This is a genomic window from bacterium, assembly GCA_023150945.1.
GTDB lineage: Bacteria > Zhuqueibacterota > Zhuqueibacteria > Zhuqueibacterales > Zhuqueibacteraceae > Coneutiohabitans.
The window spans coordinates 59608-79448 of record JAKLJX010000029.1 but is presented as its reverse complement, the minus strand read 5'-3'; the positions used below and the strand labels follow the sequence as shown (position 1 = coordinate 79448).

Annotated in this window: 18 protein-coding genes; 11 read left to right on the top strand and 7 right to left on the bottom strand. The window is 54.3% G+C overall.

Features of this window, described 5'->3' with window-relative positions; genetic code table 11:
• The coding region (locus L6R21_25045) for a site-specific integrase (protein MCK6562480.1) at window positions 1–869 on the bottom strand (869 nt) is incomplete at its 3' end.
• 243 nt (window positions 870–1112) lie between these two features.
• Here L6R21_25045 and L6R21_25040 point away from each other — a divergent pair.
• The 8 genes from L6R21_25040 to L6R21_25005 all read left to right on the top strand — a co-directional run bounded on the left by L6R21_25040 (window position 1113) and on the right by L6R21_25005 (window position 8077).
• Window positions 1113–1859, top strand: a complete 747-nt coding sequence (locus L6R21_25040; protein MCK6562479.1) for an SDR family oxidoreductase — start codon at window positions 1113–1115, stop codon at window positions 1857–1859.
• Between the two features lie 17 nt (window positions 1860–1876).
• Window positions 1877–2197, top strand: a complete 321-nt coding sequence (locus L6R21_25035) for a hypothetical protein (GenBank protein ID MCK6562478.1) — start codon at window positions 1877–1879, stop codon at window positions 2195–2197.
• 58 nt (window positions 2198–2255) lie between these two features.
• The gene (locus L6R21_25030) at window positions 2256–2687 is read left to right on the top strand and encodes a nucleoside deaminase (protein MCK6562477.1); all 432 of its coding nucleotides are present in this window, start codon (window positions 2256–2258) and stop codon (window positions 2685–2687) included.
• A gap of 59 nt (window positions 2688–2746) precedes the next feature.
• Window positions 2747–3835, top strand: coding sequence for an ABC transporter substrate-binding protein (locus L6R21_25025; protein MCK6562476.1), 1089 nt, complete (start codon window positions 2747–2749; stop codon window positions 3833–3835).
• Window positions 3836–3864: 29 nt separating this feature from the next.
• Window positions 3865–4527: a hypothetical protein gene (locus tag L6R21_25020; GenBank protein ID MCK6562475.1), complete on the top strand. Its 663-nt coding sequence runs from the start codon at window positions 3865–3867 to the stop codon at window positions 4525–4527.
• Window positions 4528–5221: 694 nt separating this feature from the next.
• Window positions 5222–5413, top strand: coding sequence for a hypothetical protein (locus tag L6R21_25015; GenBank protein ID MCK6562474.1), 192 nt, complete (start codon window positions 5222–5224; stop codon window positions 5411–5413).
• Between the two features lie 199 nt (window positions 5414–5612).
• Window positions 5613–6473, top strand: coding sequence for a DPP IV N-terminal domain-containing protein (locus tag L6R21_25010; protein MCK6562473.1), 861 nt, complete (start codon window positions 5613–5615; stop codon window positions 6471–6473).
• 392 nt (window positions 6474–6865) lie between these two features.
• Complete coding sequence (locus L6R21_25005) at window positions 6866–8077, top strand: tetratricopeptide repeat protein (protein MCK6562472.1); 1212 nt, start codon at window positions 6866–6868, stop codon at window positions 8075–8077.
• Window positions 8078–8428: 351 nt separating this feature from the next.
• Here L6R21_25005 and L6R21_25000 read toward each other — a convergent pair whose 3' ends face one another.
• Window positions 8429–9019 carry a transposase gene (locus tag L6R21_25000; GenBank protein ID MCK6562471.1) on the bottom strand — a complete coding sequence of 197 codons (591 nt, stop codon included), beginning with the start codon at window positions 9017–9019 and terminating at the stop codon, window positions 8429–8431.
• A gap of 316 nt (window positions 9020–9335) precedes the next feature.
• Here L6R21_25000 and L6R21_24995 point away from each other — a divergent pair, with 316 nt between their 5' ends.
• The 3 genes from L6R21_24995 to L6R21_24985 all read left to right on the top strand — a co-directional run bounded on the left by L6R21_24995 (window position 9336) and on the right by L6R21_24985 (window position 10937).
• On the top strand, window positions 9336–9536 hold the full coding sequence (locus tag L6R21_24995) for a DNA-binding protein (protein MCK6562470.1): 201 nt from the start codon (window positions 9336–9338) through the stop codon (window positions 9534–9536).
• The gene (locus tag L6R21_24990; protein MCK6562469.1) at window positions 9533–9922 is read left to right on the top strand and encodes a type II toxin-antitoxin system death-on-curing family toxin; all 390 of its coding nucleotides are present in this window, start codon (window positions 9533–9535) and stop codon (window positions 9920–9922) included. The genes L6R21_24995 and L6R21_24990 overlap by 4 nt, the downstream gene beginning before the upstream one ends.
• Before the next feature lie 289 nt (window positions 9923–10211).
• Entirely contained in the window at window positions 10212–10937 is a 726-nt protein-coding gene (locus tag L6R21_24985) for a DUF4386 domain-containing protein (protein ID MCK6562468.1), read from the top strand.
• 462 nt (window positions 10938–11399) lie between these two features.
• On the opposite strand, the gene L6R21_24980 is transcribed toward L6R21_24985, so the two are convergent.
• The 5 genes from L6R21_24980 to L6R21_24960 all read right to left on the bottom strand — a co-directional run bounded on the left by L6R21_24980 (window position 11400) and on the right by L6R21_24960 (window position 19527).
• Window positions 11400–12260, bottom strand: a complete 861-nt coding sequence (locus L6R21_24980) for a hypothetical protein (protein MCK6562467.1) — start codon at window positions 12258–12260, stop codon at window positions 11400–11402.
• A gap of 60 nt (window positions 12261–12320) precedes the next feature.
• Window positions 12321–14171 (bottom strand): ABC transporter ATP-binding protein/permease, encoded by a 1851-nt coding sequence (locus L6R21_24975; protein MCK6562466.1) that lies wholly within the window; start codon window positions 14169–14171, stop codon window positions 12321–12323.
• A 109-nt stretch (window positions 14172–14280) separates the two neighbouring features.
• The gene (locus L6R21_24970; protein ID MCK6562465.1) at window positions 14281–15174 is read right to left on the bottom strand and encodes a hypothetical protein; all 894 of its coding nucleotides are present in this window, start codon (window positions 15172–15174) and stop codon (window positions 14281–14283) included.
• Window positions 15171–15959, bottom strand: coding sequence for an alpha/beta hydrolase (locus L6R21_24965; GenBank protein ID MCK6562464.1), 789 nt, complete (start codon window positions 15957–15959; stop codon window positions 15171–15173). The genes L6R21_24970 and L6R21_24965 overlap by 4 nt, the downstream gene beginning before the upstream one ends.
• A gap of 286 nt (window positions 15960–16245) precedes the next feature.
• The gene (locus tag L6R21_24960) at window positions 16246–19527 is read right to left on the bottom strand and encodes an amino acid adenylation domain-containing protein (protein ID MCK6562463.1); all 3282 of its coding nucleotides are present in this window, start codon (window positions 19525–19527) and stop codon (window positions 16246–16248) included.
• Between the last annotated feature and the right edge of the window lie 314 nt (window positions 19528–19841).

Sequence of the window (19841 nt, the reverse complement as noted above, 5' to 3'; positions counted from 1 at the left end):
ATCCACGTGGGATTGCGGTGGGTTTTCCAATACTCGCGCAGCCGTTCGAGCGTGACTTGCGGCAGCGGAATATAACGGTCCTTGTTGCCTTTGCCGCGGTGCAGGTGAATGACCATGCGGCGGCTGTCGATATGGCCGACTTGGAGTTCGGTACCCTCGCGCAGACGCAGGCCGCAGGAATAAATCGTCTGTAGGCAAATGCGATAGCGTAGCAGCCGGACTTTGCCGAGAATCTCGCGCACTTCCTCGCGGCTGAGGATCACCGGCAACTTCTTCTCGGCGTGCGGCCGGACGACATCGAAGATCGGCCATTTGCGCTTGAGCGTTTTCTCGAAGAAGAACTTGATGCCACAGAGCGCGATGGTGATACCGGTACGCGACCATTTCTTGACGTTCTTGATGTACAGAAAATAGCGGCGCAGTTCGTCTTCGGTGATTTGGTCGGGCGACTTTTTGTGATGCTCCGCGAGCAGGCGCACGGCGCGCACGTACATTTGTTGCGTACGCTCGGACATGCCGGCGAGCTGCAAGTCTTCAATCATGCGGCGCTCGAGGGCGCTGGGTGGCCAAGCCCCGCCGTGGCGCGGCCATTTGCGTTTGAGTGTTCTCTCGTAGAAGAACTTGATGCCGAAGATCGTCATGTTGCGTGCCCATTTTTTGTCGGTGTTGAGGTTCAGGCAATACTGCCGCAGTTCTTCGTCCGTGATCTGGTCAGGCGGCTTGTGATAATGCTCGGCGAGCAGGCGCACGGCGCGCACGTAGTGTCGTTGCCGGCTTTCGACCATACCGGAGCGTTGCAGGTCTTCAATCATGCGGCGGCGCAAGTCGGTGGCGGGACGAAGTTCGTCGCAGGTAGGGTTGGCAGACATGATATGCCTCCTTTGGGGTTCGTGAAATACAGCGTAATTTACTGGCACTAAATTAAACGCTGCTCAAAGGAGGCAAGATTTTCCGGCAGGAGAAATAAATCTGGCGCGTGAGCGCCTTAGTTCAACAACGTGTTGCAGCCGACTCGCTCCGCTTCGCTACGCGAGCGGCTGAACACGATCGTTAGGTCTTTGCTTCAACTGTTATGGTATGTGAATTATTATTCAAAAATCAGTGACCTTCAAATGAACTTAGATTTCTCTAATACGGTATCGGTGATATTCGGCGGTACTTCTGGAATTGGATTCCAAGTTGCTCAAGATATTTCCGCGCTAGGAGGTAAACTAATAATTGTCTCTAAAGATGAGCAAAAACTTATTAAGGTCGCTCATCAATTCAGAAATTGCGATTATATTGCTGCTGACATTAGTCAATACAGCAACTGCGTTCGGATATCCGATGAAATTCATCATTCATTCAACAAACTTGATTTTCTAGTATTCAGTGCGGGGGTGTTTTACCCGGCGTCTTTCGAGAAAACAACAGAGAAAATTTGGGAGGAAACCATCAACACCAATTTGAAAAGTAGTTTCTTTCTGATAAAATCACTACTACCTTTGATTAAAACTGGCAAAGGCAAAAGCATTGTGTTACTAAGTTCCATATTGGCTTCCTTTGGCACTCCAAACGTTTCAGTTTACTCCATTTCAAAATCTGGAATCATCGCATTGACAAAATCTTTAAGTATTGAATTGGCAGAACATAAGATTAGAGTCAATTGTGTCTCACCAAGCTATGTGCGAACGCCAATGACCGAACCTTTAATTAACGACTCTGTAAAATATTCAGAGATAATATCTAGGCATCCAATGGGAAGAATAGGAACAACAAATGATGTCTCAAACTTAGTCTTATTTCTTCTCAGCGATTCATCTAACTGGATGACTGGCCAGAATCTAGTAATTGATGGTGGAAGGAGTACACGCATTTGAATGAACGGAGATTTAACATGGGTAGCATCTTAGAGTTTAATGATACCTTGAAAATTGGGAGCGAATTTCTTCCTAAGGAAATAGAAGAAGGAAAGGAGTATTCATTTAAACTCAAAGACAGAAGGATTTTTCATCTTCATCCTGTTAGGGTTTTTCTAGTGGAGGAAAAAGATGGAAAATGGAATTATATAGGTCACGCCCAAATAATTGAACAAACAATAGATGCTCTAAACAATACAACGTCAGGTCGATTCATAGTCTCAAAATTGTATTCGAAGGAATATGTTGAAATCGTCAATCGAAACGAGCCGCCTACAGGGAAGGAATACGTCAAATAGATGACTATGTAGCTGAAGGCCAAGCTCAGGGTACTCAAGGTTGAGAAAGGAGGTGCAGGTGGATACTTTCATGCAAGCAGCTATGAACGAGGCTGAGCGAGGAAAGCAAGAAAATGGTATTCCTATTGGTGCCGTCTTAGAACTAAGTGGAAAGATAATTGGGAAAGGACATAACAAAAGAGTACAAGAAGATGATCCAATCATGCACGCGGAAATTGATTGCTTGCGTAACGCAGGAAGAATTAGGAGCTATAAGGGCACAACCTTATACTCAACATTAATGCCATGTTATCTTTGTGCTGGTGCAATAGTTCAATTTGGTATAAAAAAGGTCGTGGTCGGAGAATCTGAGACATTTGCCGGCGCAAGAAAGTTTATGGAATCACATGGCATTGAAGTTATTGACCTCGATTTGGATGAATGTAAAAACATGATGGGTCAATTTATTGCCCAAAATCCGGAATTGTGGAATGAGGATATCGGAAAGTAACCATCAATCAACCGAAATACATTTGCTAAGGATCATAATTCCTTGTCAGGGGAATGAAAATGTATGCAAGAACGATTGTATTTTTGTATGTTTTCTGGATCTTATTATTCAATATTCCAGAGCCTGGATATTCCAAGCAACAATCTACTGTTTCAACCATAGATTCTGTTATTCTTCAACTAAAATGGCAGCATCAATTCCAGTTCGCTGGTTATTATGCAGCGCAAGAAAAAGGCCTTTATCGTGATGCTGGTCTGAATGTCACTATCCGCGAAGCTGCCGATTTTTCTGAACCGGAAAAGGCTGTTCTCAAAGGCAAAGCAAATTTCGGTATCAGTGGTTCAGACGTGGTGCTTTCGCATATCCAAGGCGAACCGGTGGTTGCCTTGATAGCCATCTTCCAGCATTCTCCTCTAGTCTTGTTAACAAAGCAAAACGGGGTGATTCAACATATTCATGACATTGTGGGTAAGCGGGTAATGCTTGAACCACATTCACACGAAGTGTTGGCATACCTTAAAAACGAGGGGGTATCTTTGGATCGGCTGATTCGCTATCCACATGTATTCGATGTTTTGCCACTCATTAATGACGAAGTTGATGCCATGTCTGCATACATTACTGACGAACCATTTATCCTTAATAAAGAAAGAATAGCTTATCAACTTTTTTCTCCAAGAGCAAGCGGAATTGATTTTTATGGAGACATACTTTTTACCACTGCGCAGGAGATTGACAAGAACCCAGAAAGAGTGCGCGCTTTTGTGGATGCTTCAATGCTCGGGTGGAAATATGCTTTTGAAAATGTTGACGAAATTGTTGACTTAATACTCTTACGTTACAGCAAACGTCATAGTCGTGAACATCTGAAATATGAGGCTGAACAAATGCGCCAACTCGTAATTCCAGAGATAGTTGAAATAGGCTATATGAATCCAGGTAGGTGGGAACACATAGCAAGTACTTACGCAACATTAGGAATGATCCCTGAAAGGTATTCGCTCGAAGGGTTTCTTTATGACAGGGCAAAAAAGTCGAAGTCACCATGGGGCTATGCAATTATGGGTGGATTGTTTGTTATTTTGCTTCTACTCATATTAGTTGGTTTTTCTCAGCTTTTTAGAAAAGTGCTCAGAGGCGAGAAGTAATAGCACATAGATTATTGTTGAGGCAGAAATTGAGTAATTCTTCAAAATCAGATACAAAACAGTCAGATATCAAAAATCTTGACGCCAGGAGACAGCAGGCTGAAAAACGCAATCTTCTATCGTCATTTTTTATCACTTTATTGATTGGGATAGCTTATCAGGAAATGATTTCAGTTGTGAGAGAGTCAATGCGACTCAGTGGTATAACTGTAGGAACGACCCTTTTGACAGCGACCTTCTTTTTTACTTCTATGCGCTTTTTCGTGGGCAACCAATTACACCTACTCAGCGATGCGCTCCTCAGAATGCCAGGATTGGTTTGGCTTTATGATGTAATGGTTATAATAAGTCAGTCCATAGCTCTTATCTTTCTGGGTAGCTCTTCTTCCATCGAGATAAATCGCAAAATCATGATTGGCTTCCTGGAATTTTTGGTGGTACTGTATATTATCGACATCGCTTGGATTGTGTCTCAATGGATATTGGGGAGATTCTTGCGAAACTGGCGACGAGGTTTTATACCTTGGGCATGGGCAATTTTGAATTCCATATTAGTGATTTGTATGTTGTTCTTGAACGCCTTTACGAGCGACATTTATTCAGCAAGTGCATTGACATGGCTGTTTGGACTTAACTTAATCGGTTTTATAGTAGATGTAGTTTTAGTTGACTACTATGGTGCACTCTTTTAAGATGCCGGAGTTCAAGTTATATACAATTGGTGCTCCATTTTACAACAGTAGTCAAAACCTAACGATCTAAGAATTCATGCGGCGCGATGAGTTCAGAAGAGCCGTTGGCGCTGGGTCAGTGTGAGCCGCCGCATAATTCTTCGTTGAACTAAACGCTTCCTTATTTGATTGAGCTTTGCATCAAGGTTGGGGTGGGGGTGCGGAGGGTGGTGATAGCGGCATGCCGGCTCCTCTTGCCGCCGGGGCTCCTTGCTGATGCGGCTGGAAGTGTTCTTTGCCAGCTTTTTCATCTTGTTTGGTGGCCTTGCCCTGCTCCAAGAGCGCGTCTATGAATGGCCACGGTATTCTTCTCCCGTGAGGCCTGCAATCTCAGCTTTGCACCCCGTGAAGAGTACGCGATTTTCACGTTGCGACCAAGTTCATATTCCAGTTGAAAACCGCCACCCCTTGACTCAAACAACGTTTAGCAAGGCAACAGGGCCGGGTGGTTAAGTTTCAACCGGAATCCCTGGTAGTTTTCTCCGGAATGCGCAACCGTTCACGATTTCGAACGGCTGGTCGCACATGACGCAGAAACGTCGCCGCATTTGATGCGCAGTACCAAGCTTGCGTAACCGGGCGCAGCGCGCCGTATATATCTTCGTTTGCGGAATCGTCGCGGCCGCGGCATTGGCCGCAAGCGGAGCCGATCCGTATGCCCGGCATGTGCTATCGTTTCGCGCTCTGCAATCCAGACGTTTCCGTGTGCATGACCGCCCCGAGCAACCTCAAGCAGTTCGAGGAAAATCTGCGTGCCGTTCGCGAAGGCCCGCTCTGCGAAGAAGAGGTGGCTTTCATGCGCAAATTCGGCGAAGTAGTGCATCGCACCGCCGGGTGGTTTATGTGAACGACGTAACTCAGACCGTTGGCCTCCAGCTCAGAAACTTCGGTAAATCTCGCTGTAATTCAAGAAGATGCTCTGCTACACAATCATGATTGTGAGGTGCTTAATGTGTAGGCTACATGTTGCCCGCTTGCTCCTGCTCTTCACGCTGATAGCGCAAGGCTGCTCCGAAGAGCCCACGGAGCCTGTATCAATCGAACCATTGGGGTCACCGAACACAGTCCTGCAAAAGGATAATCTCGCTGTTCCCCTCATCGCTTTTGCGAGCGATCGCAACGGTTGGATCGAAATGTTTCTCATGGCGCCGAACGGCGCGTTCCCGACGCAGATCACGTTCACGCCGGAACCCGATTACAACGCGCGTCCGAGCTGGTCTTCGGACGGAAGAAAAATCACCTACACTGCCTGCCATGCCGCGGATCAAAGCTGTGAGATTTACGTCATGAACGCGAATGGCTCCAAGCAAACCAAGTTGACCGACGACGCAACTGCCGATCATCAATCCGTGTGGTCGCCTGATGATAAGAAAATTGCGTTCACGAGTTTTCGCGATAGCAATTCGGAAGTCTATGTCATGAACGCCGACGGTTCTGCCCCGGTCAATCTGAGCAATCATCCCAGTCTTGATCAATATCCGAGTTGGTCGCCCAATGGCAAAAAGATCGCCTTTGACAGCGACCGCGACGGCGACAGCGAAATCTACATGATGAACCCGGACGGCTCACACGTGATCAAGATTACGGACAATGTCGCTAATGATCACAACCCGGTTTGGTCCCCTGACGGCAAGCGCATAGCCTTCGTGAGCGACCGCGACGGCAACTTCGAAATTTATGTGATGAAGAGCAACGGTTCGCAGCAGACGCGTTTGACTAGCACGCCGGCCACGGAATTCCACTCGACCTGGTCGCCGAACGGGAAGAAGATTGCATTTCAAACCGACCGTGACGGCAACTATGAAATCTATGTCATGAACGCCGACGGCTCGGGTCAAACCAATTTGACCAACAGTCCGGCTTCCGGCGATTACGATCCCGATTGGGCCAAGGTTGTCATCAAGTAGTAAGCCATCGATGGGATGTATGCCTACTCGGAGGACGGGAGAGCCGTCCACATGGGAAAGGCGGCTGACAGGGATACGCAGCCTGCAAAGGAAACTTGTGCTGGACATGCCGATCCAGATTACACGAGCAAACCTCCCTGCGGGGAATAGCGAAGTCGCGCAGTGCAAACTGTGCGATTGCGGAAGCGAGTATCTCTGAAGAGCCCGGTGCGGGAAAACTGCACGCCGGGAACTGTGCGGGGGACGGCGGGTGACCGCCGTTCCTACCGCGACGAAGCTCGCAATAACTTTCCAATTGTAATACAACAATGAAAAACGTACGCCAACCTAAACGAATACTCCATGAACTGATAATCCTATTTGCAGTCCCTTGTATTATCTGTCCAAAGAACTTGAACGCACAATCGACAACTGGCAGCCGAATCCAGAGTTCTGGTGCGAATAGCGAAATTCAAAATCTCTCTCAGGAATCCTTCAAACAAATAAACGATTCTCTGGTTGTAATTCGTGAGAGGCTGATTCATCTTACAAATGCTTTGAAAGAGAATTCAATCAATGATCAAATCACTAAAGAAGTACTAAGTGCCAAGCAAGATACCATACTTGATTTTGCGGGGAAAATAATTGACCTATCAGCACTATTTTTTGGAATTTTTGTAGCAATTCTTGCAATCGCGGGATGGATTGCTACTAAGCGATTTTCCCAGATTGACCAAATTCGCAAAGATCTTGAGAAAATACTGAACGAGGGCAAGGCCAAAATCGAAAGCGAGTTAAAAGAACTCAATTCTTTGAAGGAAAGCTTCATTGATGAACGAGAGAATATGCTTCAAATCTTAATACCATTGGTAGAAGGTGAATGGCACTATACAAAAGGTCAATATCGTGAAGCAATCGCTGACTATCAGAAGGCGTACAATATTAAACCTGACCATCCTAGAATCTATAGAAGACTCAACAAACTTCTCACTGACTACGGTAGGTTCGACGAAGCAATATCCAACCTAGAAATTTTGCATAGCAAAAAGCCTGATGATGATAACATCGTTTACAGGTTAGGACAAGCTTACAGGAGAAATAACCAATTCGAGCTTGCTGAAAAGTACTTAAACAAAGCGATTGCTATGAGGGCAGATTATGTATGGCCAAGAATAGAGCTTGGCCTCATTGCTTTGTTCAATGGAGACTATGAAACTGCAGAAAACTTTTTCAAGATTGCATATAGAAATCACATAAGAATCAGAGGAGAGCAAAGTCACAAAATACTAATTTATCTTGCGACTTCACAGCTTTGTCTAAAGAAACATGAGGAGTGCCTTAACAACTTTAAAAACGCATTTGAGCTAGTAAGCAGTAAATTGAATGAAAGGGAACGCGCAGTTTTCTTTGCTGATCGAGCCTTAATTCTGCTTGCGCTCGGTAACGATAGATATCAAGAGGCTCTTGACTCCGTGAAGCAAGCAGTTGCTCTTGGTTTACAGTTTGGCGACGCGGAGTCTATACAAAAGCTCGCAGAACTTGTCTTGGGTCAGAATCAGAAACAAGATTCATCTGAAATTAGATTTTTGATAGTCGAGGAATTCCAAAAAATCAGATTCGATTAAGCGCTTCTAACGAGATAAGAATTCGTGCGGCGCGATACCCAGCACAGACCTCCGGAATGAGCACAGCGTGAGCCGCCGCATAATTCTGCGTTGAACTAAGCGCTTTCCTATTTATTTGAGCTTTGAATCAAGGATGAGCTGTGGCGAAGGGTTCAAGGCCACCGTTGAGATGAGCCGATGGCCTTGCTTGAAGCGGGTGGAAATGTTCTTTGACAGTTTTTTCATCATGCCCGACGGTTTTTTACATGCCCAACATGACATTGACGAACGTCCAGGGCGTACTTCTCCCGTGACACCCCAAATCTTGCCCTGTGATCAACACGTGAATTTCAAGTCACTGCCCTGATGCGATTACGGCGATGGGGTCCGTTTGGGCTCTATTTCACCAACCAGTTTCATGACGCCGCCGCATTTGGGGCAGCGCATGACGTGAGCTTCGCACGCTTCGGGCGCTTCCGTGCCGGCAGCGTCAGTTGGTTCTGTCGCGACGGGTTTGACGTGCAGCAGTTCTTTGACTTTCTCCAAACGCTTCCGATGCGACGAAGACAGAAAACCGTAGTAGCGCACTTTGATGAAACGGTGCGGTAGAACGTGCTGTAAAAAACGACGAATGAACTCTTCCGCCGCGACGGTTTTCGTCCTGAATCGCTTGGTCTCGCCGTCGCGATATTGAAACGTGACGTTGCCGTTTTCCAGTTTCAACAAGCGCCGGTTACTGATGGCAACGCGGAAGATGTACGGCGCCAAGTACTTGAGCGCGCGCTCGCCGGAGCCGACCGGCCGGCAATCGACGACCCAATCCTTTTTCCAGGTTCCGGGCGGCACTTGGCGAAACAGCTCCGGCTTCTGCTTCTTGAGCGCATCACGAAACTTGGCGCGGAAAATCTTCGACAGCGCTTTGACCGGCACGAGAAACTTCCCCCGCACCGGCAGCCACCTCATCCCGTCTGGCGACAAACCGCCGCCGGCAAATTTCGGATCACGCGCCAGTTTTTGTGAACTGGCTGCAGTGTGTCAACACAGTGGCATACTTTTCAACGACCAGGATCGGCACAATTGATGAAGACCAACAACAGTTAATCCATTGACATAACTCAAGGAGCTCTTCGGCATTGCTGCGTTCCGCAATGTTTTTACCTGATTTTTGCCATACCTCCAAGCCTGGGCAGTTGCAATGGAGTACATTGGTTGCAGCGAATAGTTGAAATTTTTATTTTGCTGGAAAGACTTGATTCAATCATCGCCTGCGAGGCTGAAAATGGAACAACTGACCATTACTTTGCCGACCGAAGTCGCAACTCAACTGAAATCGGCTGCAGAAAATCTGGGGGTCCAACCAGAAGACTTCCTGCTTGCCAGCTTGCAGGAGAAGCTCGCGCGGCTTGACAGCGAATTCGTCGATGCCATGAAATATGTGCTCAAGAAGAACGCTGAACTCTACAAGCGCCTAGCGCAATAATGAAGTTTATCAATATTTTCCAAGTCCTGGAACTGCACAGGCAGCTTCTTGATGAATTTGGAGGGATTGCAGGAGTCCGAGACTTTGGCGCCCTCGAATCTGCACTTGCTCAGCCAGAGATGACATTTGGGGGAGAGGACTTGTATCCCACCCTCATAGAAAAGGCAAGCGCATTAGCATACTCACTTTGCAAGAATCATCCCTTCATAGATGGTAACAAACGAGTTGCACACGGCGCGATGGAAATATTCCTCGTTCTCAATGGTTTTGAGATCAAGGCGACCATTGATGAGCAGGAAAATTTATTCCTTGATCTGGCCGGCAGTAGATTGACGCGAGAAGGCTTGGTAAATTGGCTCCGGCAGAGAGTTGTACCGTTATCTTGATCACACTAAGGGCCCTGCGGCTAGCATGTGCGTGCCGGGGACGGCGGCGCCAGTGCCACGAACTTCTTTTGTATCGAATGCGAATACCGTGGCTTTGATTAACGCTGGCCCGCGCAGCCGGTTTCATTCAAGTGCTGTTCCAGCGGACGGTAAAGGCGATATTGAATTCTATGATTCGGCAACTCCCATCTGAGTCCTTCGATCAGACTCTGTTCTCTGCTGCGCCGCCGCTGAAAATCATGCAAGACCGCCCCTCGCAATCGCTGGGCACAATTGACGAAAGACGAACATGACTGACCACGACATGGAAGCATCGCCGCAACGCTACGCTCGAATCGGCGGGCTACTCTATCTGTTGATCATTATAGCCGCTGGATTCGGTGAACTTTTTGTCCGGAACAGACTGATTCGGTGGGGTGACGCCGCTGCCACCGCCAATAACCTCCTGACTTCCGAGACGCTTTTCCGCGTCGGGCTTGTGGGAGAAATGCTCACGTGCGTGGGTGACGTCGCACTGGCGATGATCCTCTACGTCCTGCTCAGGCCGGTCGGCAGGAATCTCGCCTTGCTCGCGGCGTTCTTCAGGTTGACTTTCGTCGGGATCTATGGGGTCACCAAGCTGTTCGAGATCGCAGCCCTCGTCGCGCTGGGGAGTGTCGACAAACTGCAGGCGCTGAGCCCGCCACAGCTCCACGACCTTGCGTACATGGCACTCCGAGTGCACAGCCTCGGCTACGGCGCCAGCCTGCTGTTCTTTGGCTTCTGCTGCATCCTGTTCGGTCACCTCATCCGGCGGTCGCGGTACCTGCCGAGAACCATCGGTATCATGCTCGCCATTGCGGGCTGCGGCTACGTCGTGTTCAGCATTGCACAGATGCTCTCACCCGCGTTTGCTGCCACGATTCTGTTCCCATGGGTTTTCCCGGTTGCGTTCGTCGCTGAGTTGACGCTCGCCTTGTGGCTACTGGCAAGAGGGGTCAACATTCAGAAGTGGAACGAGAGGATGCAGGAGTGACGGAAATCATCCGCTACTGGACAGCGGAGGCGAGGACGACCCGGCGGAATACGCGGAGGGGCCCAGCCCGAACGAGCCGGAACCAAAGAAGGCAAAAGCGCCCGCAAAGGCACGCAAAGAAAAGATTCGAGTTTGGTCTCGAATGATTGCGGACAAAAATGATAGGGAGATCTTCTCGGCTTTGCGTCTCGGTATGAATTCTTCCGCCCAAAGTGGAAAGAAAGAGCCGGAGATTTCCAGAATTGATACAAATCCCGCAGCAATACCGGTCGAGAAAGCAGCCACCGAACAAATCCCTGCTTTCTTGGCAGCGAGTTTCCTCTTTAGTGACCAACAACCGGCCGCAGCGGACGGTCCGCTGCGCGTCGCGTCGCTGAATCGGAGCGTTGCGCAGCGTCACCGTCGCAGAGAAGAATCCCACCAGACCGTCGCAATCACCCCCGCGTCTGACGCCCTCGCGCCTCACTCACTCACCTTGAGCGGAGCATACTTCGGTTGGCTTTTGCCCCGCGTTGCCGGTGCGGTCGATTCGCCGAAGTAAAGCAGGTGTGCGCCGATCACGCCTTGGGCGGCAAGGGCGGCGGCGTGCAGTGCGCCGCCAATGGCCCCGCCCAGAATCCCAGCGGCCATGGCGCCGCCGGGGCGCGCGCCGATTTTGATTGGAATCAATACCGAGTCGCGCAGCACCGCTGGCGACCGGCCCAGCCGCAAATGGCCGAGGTCATTAGCGCGGCCGTGCTCGAGCGCAATCTCCAATTTCGGATAGTTCACGCCGAGATCGATATTCCCCTTGCGATCCCGGAACGCGATCGCGCTCACCTCATAGGTTCCCGCGGGCAGGCAATAGCCGAACGCCGCGTTGGGCTCGAGGCGCAGCCGGTACGGCTTCGCGCCGGGGCGGTTTTTTTCTTTCAGATGAATTTCCAGGGCAATTGGATTGGCGAGTTTGGCGGGAATGGCGCCGGCCACCAGGCGGCCGTCTTCAGCAACAAAGGCCGCGAGTTTGTCGAAAGCGAAGAACTCGGGTTTGGGATCATAGAAGGCGCCTTCGCGCTCGGGATCGAAGGTCACGCCCTGGCCGGTTTGCGAGATGACTTTGCCGTGGATGATCTTGTACTCGCCATCCTTGCGCACGATGAGCGCGGGCTTCTGGCCCTGCCACGGGACGCTGTGCTCATAGAAGCCTGCCAGGCTCGTCGCACAGCCGGGCTCTTGCGCCAGCGTCCGCGGCTTCATCGTCGCGGCGCAATGCCAGGCCGAAAGGCTGGTCAGGCAGGCGGCGAACAGCAGCATGCCACGGGCTTCTCCAGCAAGATTTTTCATTTGGGCCTCCCCATTGCGGTGAGATGTTTTTGCATTGCAGCGCGAAAGGAACCGCTCGCCTCACGCCTCCCGTTCCGCCTCCACAGCGGACCGCTTGCCGTTCTCGCCGGCATTGTACACGGCTTCCATCGCTTCCTGGCCGCGTTTGAATTGCGTTTCGAACAGAAAAGCGTAGAAGCCGCCGTGCGCCAGCAGATCCTCGTGCCGGCCTTGTTCGATGATGCGGCCCTTGTCGAACACCAGAATCCAATCGGCCTCGATGACGGTGGACAGGCGATGCGCAATCACCACAGAGGTGCGATTCTGCTTGAAGCGATGCAGCGCTTCCTGAATCAGCGCTTCGGAAGCGGAGTCGAGCGAGCTGGTGGCTTCATCGAGAATCAGGATGGGCGGATTGCGCAGGATCTCGCGCGCGATGGCCAGGCGCTGCTTTTGTCCGACGGAGATGCGCACGCCGCGCTCGCCGATGCGGGTGTCGTAGCCCTTGGGAAAATTGAGAATGAACTCATGGGCATTGGCGGCGCGCGCCGCTTCTGCGATGGCCTGGCGGTCGCTGATGCCGGTGCCGTAGGCAATGTTTTCGTGGATGGTGCGGTCGAACAGGAAAACGTCCTGCGGCACGATGCCGATCAAGCGTCGCAGGCTGTAGAGGTTGATTTCCTTGAGATCGACGCCGTTCATCAAAATGCGGCCGTGGGTGGGATCATAGAAACGCGGAATCAAACTCGCGAAGGTGGATTTGCCGGTGCCGCTCGGGCCCACCAGCGCGACCTGCGCGCCGGCGGGAATTTTCGCGGTGATCTGGCGCAACACCGGCGTGTCCGGCGCATAGCTGAAGCTGACGTTCTCGAACACGATCGCGCAGCTCGCGGGTTTGAGTTTCGGGAAGGATTTGCTGGCCGGCTCCTGCGGCGTATCGAACACCTCGTAAATGCGCTGCAGCGCGTTCATGGCGCGCTGCAATTGCTGATTGGCTTTCATCAGGGTGGTGAGCGAGGTGAACAGCGTGGTGAGCGCCATGAAGAAGGCCATGAGATCGCCGAAGGTGGTCGCGCCCACGATGATGCGGTAAGCGCCGATCAACACGATGGAGTACAGCCCGAGCTTGGCGAACAGCTCGATGGTTTCGGTGGCAAAGACTTCGAGCAAATCCCGGCCAAAGGAGGCGCGGGTGTGGTCATTGAGCAGATGGGTGTAGTGCCGGGTCTCGGTTTTCTCGCGCGCGGTGGCTTTGATCAGGCTGACGCCGATGATGGCTTCATGCAGCGAGGTCGAGGTGCGGGCGATCGCCTCCTGCACGAGCTGGTTGCGGCGGCGCAGCGGTTTGGAATAGCTTTGATTGACCGCGACGAACAGCAGCACCAGGCCGAGGCCGGTGAGCGCGAGGGCGAAATCGAGATAGAACAGCAGGCCGATAAACACCACGGCGCGCACACCGCTGATGCCGGCGCGCAGGATGGTGTCCGCCATCACGCCGCTGAGGTGGCGCAAGTCGTCGCGCTGGCGGCTCATCAAATAGCCGGTGCTGTGGCGGGTGAAGAAACTCATGGGCAGGCGAATCATGTGCGCGAAGAGATCGAGGCGCATCTTGTTGAGCACCTTGAGCTCGACGCGCTTGCTCAGCACCGCCTGCCAACAGGCCAGACTCTGATCGAGCAGAGCGAGGGCGATGAGCACGCCGCCGATGAGGAACATCTGGGTCAGGTCGCGGCTCGGCACCACCTGGTTGATGAGATGCTTGACGATCAGCGGCGCCACGGCGCTCAGCGGCAGCGCCACCACCATCAACACGGCAATCAGCACAATGGTTTTTTGATAGGGCTTGACAAAGGGCAGGAAGCGCTTGATGACCGGCCAGGTTTCATGTTTCGGCATGACGCCGTCGGAGCCATCGTCGTAGAATTTGGGCATTGCGTCAGATCAGAGGGATTGGAACAGCGTGAATAGAGTTGCCGCGCACGAGGGCGCGTCCGCACGGCCGGCCCCGGCAGCTTGCGCGGCGCCGGCGCCCGGCCGCGGGTCAGGCCGTGGAAAGAACATTCTCGTTGGGCTGCCGGCTGTGCGCCACGGACTTCACCCAGGCGGTGATGGTGTCCACCAGCATCTTCTGGTGGTGCAGCAAGGTAAAGCCGTGATCGGAATCGAGCAAGAACTCCAGCCGCAAATGCGGCGAATCTTGCAACGTGCCGAGCAGCCCCTTGAGATTGGTCAGGTAATTGAAATACGCCGGGCTGCCGCCGGAATACAGAAAGAGCAAATCCGTGCCGCGTTCCAGCAGGGCATGCAGCGTCTTGGCCAGCTCTGCCTGGGTGGGCATGTGCCAGTCGGGATTGAGGCGCTCGTTTTGCTCCGCCGGCCGCTGCCGCATTTGGGTGGCGCGGCCCTTGCGGATTTTCGCGAGCAAGTCACTCTTGCCCGCCAGCAAATTCCCCCAACTGCGCACGTTGAGCAGCCGTTTGCGATAGGAATACCAGAAGTATTGCGGGGTCGGAAACGCGTAGCTGTCGATCAGCGCGGCACCGGCCACGCGCGCATCTTCGTAGGCGACGCGCACCGAGTTGTCGGCGCCCGAGCAAATGCCCATGAGAATGAATTGTTCGAGGCCGCGCGCGTTTGCCAGCAGGTCCATGGCCTCCTGGGTTTCCACGATGGCGCTGCGGGCGAAGGACATGCCGTCTTTGCGCGGCAGGCTGTCGCCGATCCCGGAAAAGTCGAAGCGCATGGCCACGAAACCGGCGGCCGCCAGGCGCCGCGCGATTTTCACATGCAGCCGGTTGGGCCCAATCTTTGGCAGCAGGCCGGAATTGAGAATGATCACCCCGGGCCGCTTCGCGGCGGATTCCGCGTGTTCCGGATCGGTGAGCACGCCCACCAAAGATCGAGTCTTTCCGAAGAGAAGGGCTTTTTCTTTCATGAGTCGAGTTGGGAAAGCCACGCCACCAACGCCTGCAGGATTTGCACCGGCACCATGCCTTTGTCGGCGCCGGCTTGTTTGGCCCACACTCTGAGCCCGTTGATCTGCTGGTAATCAATTGCGCTGCCGAATTGAGCCAGGTGGCCGCGCAGTTCGAGATTCTCGGGCTTTTCCTCGTTGACCAGCAAGATGACCCGCTTCGCCCGCAACGGAGGTGCGGCGAACAAATTCAGCCGCGCCAGACTTTGCCGCAGGGTGCCGGGCAGGGGGAAACCCAGCACTTCCAAGTCACCGTTCGTGGACTTGGTCTGCAAACCCGCATCGATCCCCCATTGCTCATGATGGACCAGCAGGCGCTGGACGTAATGCGCGCCGCTGATCACCGGTTCCCAAAGCATGAGACAGGTGACGTCCTCCCGCTGGCTGCCGGCGAGCCATGACAGCGAGGCGCCCAGCCGCAAGCCGAGCAACGCCACTTGGTTCACCCGCGCGTTCTTCTTCAGCTCCACCACCGCGTGCTCGACATCCTGGCGCCATTGTTCGAGCGTGCCTTCTTCACTTTCGCCGGCGGAATCGCCGCAGCCGTAATAGTCGAAGCGCAGCACATGAAAGCCGGCGTGGTTGAGGCGCGCCGCCAGCAAGCGGAGCGCGCGATGCGCCCGGATGTGTTCCTGCCCAATGGGGTTGCAGATCACCACGCCGAGCTTGCGATTGAGCTTCTGCGGCGAGGGGTGGAAGACTCCGAACAACGGTTTTTCGGGGGTGCCGAAGTAGAATGGTTTCATGATAACCTGTCACGCCGGCGATCAATCCCGTTGCCGCCAGCCCATCGCCATGCGGATAGCGCAACCTGAATGATCCAAAACCACCAAGACGCCCAGATCGCAAAGCACGCCAAGCTTCAGGAGGGCTGGCGGGGCCGGACCAAGTTGCTGCAAACCGAGTGTCGGTACGGCGTTTGTCCTAATATGCTGCCCTTCGCGAAGTCAGCGTCTTCACGGTGAGAATCTGTGAATAATCCCGGTCAAAACAAATGTGGAAGTCAGCCGGGCCAGCCCGGCCCGTTCGCCGCTATGCCGTTGCCGCCGCCGGCGCGCCGGCCGGTTGGCGCGCCGCGCCGTTCTTGGCCGCAGCCGCCTGGCGCGCTTCCAGCACTGCCGCGAGCTGCTCGGCGGTTTGCAGGATCATGTCACGCGGGTGCAGGCGATGGCCGGTGGCTTTCTCCAAACGCGCGATCACCTGCATCGACAGCAAGGAATGGCCACCGAGATCGAAGAAATTGTCACGCACACCGACGTGCTCGATTTTCAATGCCTCCCGCCAAATCTGCACGATCAGTTCTTCCACCGGGGTGCGCGGGGCAACGTGGGTTGTCCGCACTTCGTCGGCGACCTGCCCCTCCGGCGGCGGCAGGCGGCGGCGATCCACCTTGCCGTTGGGCGTCAGTGGAAAGGCCGGCAGTGTTACAAAGGCGGAGGGCAACATGTAATCCGGTAGCTTCAGACGCAGGAAATTGCGTAATTCGCTGCCGCTGGCCTGCTGGCCGCCGGCGAGCAAGTAAGCCACCAGGCGCTGATCGCCGGGCACGTCTTCGCGCGCCATCACCACCGCGGCCTGCACTGCGGGATGCTGGCCGAGCACAGCTTCGATCTCTTCCAGTTCGATGCGGAAGCCGCGCACTTTCACTTGATGATCGCCGCGACCGAGGAAATCAATGGTACCGTCCCACAGATAGCGCGCCAGATCGCCGGTTTTGTAAAGGCGCTCTCCCGGCGTGCGGCTAAAGGGATGGGCGATGAACTTCTCTGCGGTCAATCCCGGCCGGCGCCAATAGCCGCGCGCCAGGCCCTCGCCGCCGAGGTAAAGATCGCCAACCACGCCGATGGGCACCGGCTGTAACTGGGCATCGAGAATGTAGACCTGGGTGTTGGCGATCGGCCGGCCGATGACGATGGCGGCATTGCTTTGTTCCACCGGATGCAGGGTTGACCAGATCGTGGTTTCAGTCGGGCCGTACATGTTCCACAGTGCGCTGCTGCGCTCGAGAAGCTGCACGGCCAGCTCACGCGGCAAGGCTTCACCGCCGCACAAGACTTTCAGGCCGGCGCCGCGCTCCCAGCCGGCAGCGAGCAGCAATCGCCAGGTGGCAGGCGTGGCTTGCATGACGGTGGCCTGCGCGCGGGTGAGCAAATCCAGCAGCGCCGTGCCGTCGCTCGCGGTCTCGCGGCTGGCGATCACCACGCGGCCGCCGACCAGCAACGGCAGATAAAGCTCCAGTCCGGCAATGTCGAAAGAGAGCGTGGTGACTGCCACCAACACATCGTTCGCTGCCAGACCGGGCCGTTGCCGCAGCGAGTGCAAGAAATTCACAACGGCCTTGTGCGAAATTTGCACGCCCTTGGGGGTGCCGGTGGAACCGGAGGTGTAGATCACATAAGCCAGATGATCCGGCGTGTTCACCTTGGCGGGATGCGCGCGGCTCCGGCCCTCGATGAAATCCCAATCCGTATCGAGGCATACCAGCTCGGCGTTGTGCTCCGGAAGACTCTCCAACAGCGTCGACTGGGTGACCAGAATGCGCAGGCCGGAATCTTCCACCATGAAAGCCAATCGATCGGGCGGAAAGGAAGGATCGAGCGGCACATAGGCGCCGCCTGCTTTGAGAATACCCAGCAGGCCGATGACCATGTCGAGTGAGCGCTCGACACAAATGCCGACCAACTCTTCCGGCTGCAAGCCGAGTCCGCGCAGATGATGCGCCAGTTGATTGGCGCGGGCATCGAGTTCGGCGTAAGTCAACTCTTGCTGCTCGAACACCGCCGCCACGCTCGCGGGAGTGGCGGCGGCTTGCGCAGCCAGCAACTCATGCAAGCAAAGGCCGGGGTAGTCGGCCTGGGTTGCGTTCCACTCGACCAGCAATTGCTCGCGTTCGGCGGGCGGCAGCACCGGCAGTTGCGACACGGGCTGATTCGGATCTGCGGCCACGCCGGCAAGCAACGTCTGCAAGCGCGCCAGCCAGCGCGCGATGGTGAGATGCTCGAACAAGTCGGTGTTGTATTCGAGATAACCGGTGAGGCCGCCGTGTTCCGCCTCGGTGAGCGAAAGTGTCAAGTCGAACATCGCGGTGCCGCCGTCGCTTTCCAGCACGGTCACCGCCAGGTCCGGCTGTTCTTCCGCCGGCCGCTTGGGAGTATTTTGCAGAATGAACATCACCTGGAAGAGCGGGCTGCGGCTCAAGTCGCGCTCGGGCTGCAGCTCTTCGACCAGACGTTCGAAGGGCAAATCCTGATGGGCATAAGCGCCGAGCGCGGTTTCGCGCACGCGCTGCAACAGCGCGCGAAAAGTGGGATCGCCGGAAAAGTCGGTGCGCATCACCAGGGTGTTGGCGAAAAAGCCGATCAGGCCTTCGGTTTCCGCGCGGGTCCGGTTGGCAATGGGAGTGCCCACTGCGATGTCGGTCTGCTGCGCGTGGCGGTGCAGCAAAGTCTGAAAAGCAGCCAGCAGCGTCATGAACAGAGTGACCGCTTCGCGCTGGGAAAGCTCCTGCAGCGCTTGCGTCAGGGCCGGCGTGAGGTGGAACGATTGGCGGGCGCCGCGATAAGTCTGCACCGGCGGCCGCGGCCGGTCGGTGGGAAGTTGCAGCGTGGTCAGGCCGGCGAGTTGTTTTTTCCAATAGGCAAGCTGCTTTTCCAACACCTCGCCCTGCAGCCAGTTGCGCTGCCACTGCGCAAAATCGACATATTGAATGGGCAGCTCGGGCAGCGAAACCGGGTTGCCGCCGGCAAACGCCCGGTACAAGGCGGCCATTTCATTGACGAACACGCCGCGCGACCAGCCGTCGGAGATGATATGGTGCATGCACACGAACACCACGTGCTCGTCTTCCGCCAGGCGGTACAGCTTGAGGCGCAACAGCGGGCCGGTGGCGAGATGGAAGGGCAGCAGCGCCTGCTCACGCACGCGGCGCCGCACTTCCGCGTCCCGTTCCGCCGGCGCGACCGTCAGCAGCGATTCCATTTCGAGTTTGAAAAGTGCCGGCGGCGAAATGCGCTGCACTGGCTCGCCCTCGACGAGTTCAAAAGTCGTGCGCAGGCTCTCGTGGCGCTTGATGATTTGCACGCAGGCTTCCTCCAGCGCCGCCACGTTCAACGGTCCGTTCAAACGAACGGCCAGGGGCAGATGATAGGCCGCGCTGCCGGGCTCGAGCTGGTCGAGATACCACAGCCGTTGTTGCGCGAAGGACAGCGGATAATTCTGTGAGGGTGTGGCCCCTTTTTGTTTCAGCAACTGCGCGAGCAAAGCCCGCTTGGCTTCGGCAGAAAGGTCAGCAACCCGTTGTGGGTCAAAACTCATTGCGCAGCTCCATCAAGCTCCTGGGAAAAGGCGAACCATGCAATCGCGCGGATCGACATGTTTTAGGGTTGCGGCTCGTTGGGGTCATCATTTTGCTCTTGCGCCGTGGGAGACTTGGTCGGCGTCAGAGAGGTCGAGCGAGCGGGGTACAAGGCCGAGCACGGCTCCCGCGCCCACAAAAACTGATCCGATCAAACGGTTTATACCCTCCAAGCTGCCGGTCTGCGTGCACGGGAGGCGATGACCGGCAGCGAAACAATCCGGCCGGCGCTGCACTGCCGGCGTGAGGTGCGCCCTGCAATCCTGAAATTCCG